2 protein-coding genes are annotated in these 3155 nt (G+C 74.5%); one reads left to right on the top strand and one right to left on the bottom strand.

Annotation, left to right across the window (positions count from 1 at the left end; all coding sequences use genetic code 11):
- Nucleotides 1-181 precede the first annotated feature (181 nt).
- Nucleotides 182-1564, bottom strand: a complete 1383-nt coding sequence (locus L1885_RS26165; RefSeq protein ID WP_235799639.1) for a dipeptidase — start codon at nt 1562-1564, stop codon at nt 182-184.
- A gap of 159 nt (nt 1565-1723) precedes the next feature.
- Between L1885_RS26165 and L1885_RS26160 the strand changes: the two genes are divergently transcribed.
- Nucleotides 1724-3046: a geranylgeranyl reductase family protein gene (locus L1885_RS26160; RefSeq protein WP_235799638.1), complete on the top strand. Its 1323-nt coding sequence runs from the start codon at nt 1724-1726 to the stop codon at nt 3044-3046.
- The last annotated feature ends 109 nt before the right edge of the window (nt 3047-3155 follow it).

Genomic DNA, 3155 nt, shown 5'->3' with positions numbered 1-3155 from the left:
GGTCGACGACCCCGCCGACGACCCGGCCGGTCAGCACGCCGTCCACGATCTCCAGTGTGTTGGCCGCGGCGAAGTCCAGCCCGAGGTGTTCCCGCAGCGGCCGGCGGCCGCCGGAGCTTCGGTGCCCCCGTGCGGGCCGCCCTCGGGCGGCCGCGGCACGGGCGCACCGGGCCCGCCGGCGTCAGGCCTTGCGGGACTCCGCGTACCGGCGCAGGAAGTGGGCCTCGGCGACGGACAGGCGGCGCAGCTCCTGCGGGTCCACGCTCTCGTCGACCGCGTGGATGCGCGCCTCCGGCTCGCTCAGGCCGATGAGCAGGATCTCCGCGTCCGGGTACAGGCCCGCCAGCGTGCTGGTCAGCGGGATGGAGCCGCCCTGGCCCGCCGTCTGCATCTCCTGCCCCGGGTACGCCACCGCCATCGCGTCGGCCATGGCCGTGTACGCGGCGCTCGACGTGTCGGCTCGGAAGGCCTGGCCCTGGCCCATGTCCTCGATCTCGACCTTCGCGCCCCACGGCACGTGCCGCCGGACGTGCGCGGCCAACAGGCCCCTCGCCTCGTCGGCGTCCTGGCCCGGGGGGACCCGCAGACTGATCACCGCCCGGGCGCTCGCCTGCACGGACGGGGTCGCGCCGACGACCGGCGGGCAGTCGATGCCGAGCACGGTCACCGCCGGGCGGGCCCAGATCCGGTCGCCGACCGAGCCGGAGCCGATCAGCCCGACCCCGTCCAGCACGCCGGCGTCGGCCCGGAAGTCGGCCTCCTCGTACGTGAGTCCCCGCCAGTCCTCGTCCGCGGCGAGGCCGTCGATCGTGGTGGAGCCGTCCTCGGCGCGCAGCGAGTCGAGCATCCGCACCAGCGCCGCCAGGGCGTCCGGGGCGGCCCCGCCGAACTGGCCGGAGTGCAGGTTGCCCGCCAGGGTGTCCACGCGGACCGCGAGCATCGTCATGCCGCGCAGGGTCGCCGTGACGGTGGGCACGCCCGCCCGGAAGTTGCCGGTGTCGCCGATCACGATCGCGTCCGCGGTGAGCAGGTCGGGGTGCTGCTCCGCGTAGCGCTCCAGCCCGCCGCCTCCCTGCTCCTCCGAGCCCTCCGCGATGACCTTCACGGTCACCGGGACGCCGCCCGCGGCCTTGAGGGCGCGCAGCGCGAGCAGGTGCATCAGCACGCCGCCCTTGCAGTCGGCGGTGCCCCGCCCGTACCAGCGGCCGTCCCGCTCGGTCAGCGTGAACGGCGGCGAGGTCCAGCCCGCCTCGTCCAGGGGCGGCTGCACGTCGTAGTGCGCGTACAGCAGCACCGTCGGAGCGCCCTCGGGACCCGCGAGGCGCCCGTACACGGACTGGGTGCCGTCGGGGGTGTCGAGCAGCTCGACGTCCTCGAAGCCCTCCGCGCGCAGCGCGTCCGCGATCCAGTTCGCGGCCGCCTCGCACTCGCTCTTCGGGTACTGGGCGGGGTCGGCCACGGAGGCGAACGCCACGAGCTCCGACAGTTCCGCCTTCGCCTTCGGCATGAGGGAAGCGACTGTCTGTGCGATCGGGTCGATTTCCGCGATCGGATCCGTGGTCATGGGCACGCTCCTGAGGGATGACACGTTGTACGGGTGGTTGCGGTCGGTTCACATGGGCCGATGGCAGGATGATCCTCCCACAGCGGGTCCGCGGGGCCCGCGCCGTAGGATGCCGTCCGTCAACAGTGCAACACGCCAAGTCGGGAGCAGAAGCACACCGTGAGCAGCGAGAACGCAGACGCCGGCCTGGAGAGCGACGAGCCGGTGTGGGATGTCGTCGTGGTCGGCGCAGGACCTGCCGGAGCGTCCGCGGCCTACGCGGCGGCCGTCGCGGGCCGTCGGGTGCTGCTCCTGGAGAAGGCGGAGCTGCCCCGCTACAAGACCTGTGGCGGCGGAATCATCGGACCTTCGCGCGACGCGCTGCCCCCCGGCTTCGAACTGCCGTTCAAGGACCGGGTCCACGCGGTGACGTTCTCGCTGAACGGCCGCCTGACGCGCACACGACGCTCCAAGCGCATGCTCTTCGGCCTCATCAACCGGCCCGAGTTCGACGCGAGCCTGGTCGAGCACGCCGAGAAGGCGGGGGCGGTGCTGCGCACCGGCGTCACCGTCTCCCGCGTCGAGCAGCACGGTCCCGCCGTGCCCGACCGGCGCACGGTCGCGGTCGTGCTGAACGGCGGCGCGACGGTCCTCGCGCACGCGGTCGTCGGCGCAGACGGCAGCGCCAGCCGCATAGGGGCCCACGTCGGCGTGAAGCTCGACCAGGTCGACCTCGGCCTGGAGGCCGAGATCCCCGTGCCGCCCACCGTCGCCGAGGACTGGAAGGGCCGCATCCACCTCGACTGGGGCCCGCTGCCGGGCAGTTACGGCTGGGTGTTCCCCAAGGGCGACACCCTCACCGTCGGTGTGATCTCGGCACGCGGCGAAGGGGCCGCCACCAAGCGGTACATGGAGGACTTCGTCGCGCGCCTCGGCCTCGCCGGCTTCGAGCCCGCCGTCTCCTCGGGCCACCTGACCCGCTGCCGCAGCGACGACTCCCCGCTCTCCCGCGGACGGGTGCTGGTCTGCGGCGACGCGGCGGGGCTGCTGGAGCCGTGGACGCGCGAGGGCATCTCCTTCGCGCTGCGCTCCGGCCGCCTCGCGGGGGAGTGGGCCGTGCGGATCGCGGAGTCCCACGACGCCGTGGACGCCCGCCGGCAGGCGCTGAACTACGCGTTCGCGATCAAGGCCGGCCTCGGCGTGGAGATGGCGGTCGGGCGGCGGATGCTGGCCATCTTCGAGCGTCGCCCCGCCGTGATACACGGCGTCCTGACCACGATCAGGCCCGCGTGGAACGCCTTCACGGACATCGTGCGCGGCTCCACGACGCTGGCCGGCCTGGTGCGCACGCATCCGCTCGCGCGGCGCGCGCTCAACGCGTTCGACCGCAGGGAGGGCGCCGCCCGCACGACGGACCCGGTCGCGGTGCCGGAGGCCGCGGACGCCGAGGCGGCCGTCGAGGCGGAGGAGGCGGACCACCGCAGGGCCGGCTCCCCGGAGTAGGCCCGCGCACACGCCTGCGGGAGGGCCGCCGCGGGAGGGCGGCCCGTCGTGCGCACGTACTCCCGGCGTAGTACGCGGGGTGCCGCCGGGAGGCGGACGCCCCGCGGCG

Origin of the sequence: Streptomyces fuscigenes, assembly GCF_021556455.1 — a bacterium.
GTDB lineage: Bacteria > Actinomycetota > Actinomycetes > Streptomycetales > Streptomycetaceae > Streptomyces > Streptomyces fuscigenes.
The sequence above is the reverse complement of the archived record's forward strand: the minus strand, read 5'-3'. Positions and strand labels throughout refer to the sequence as shown.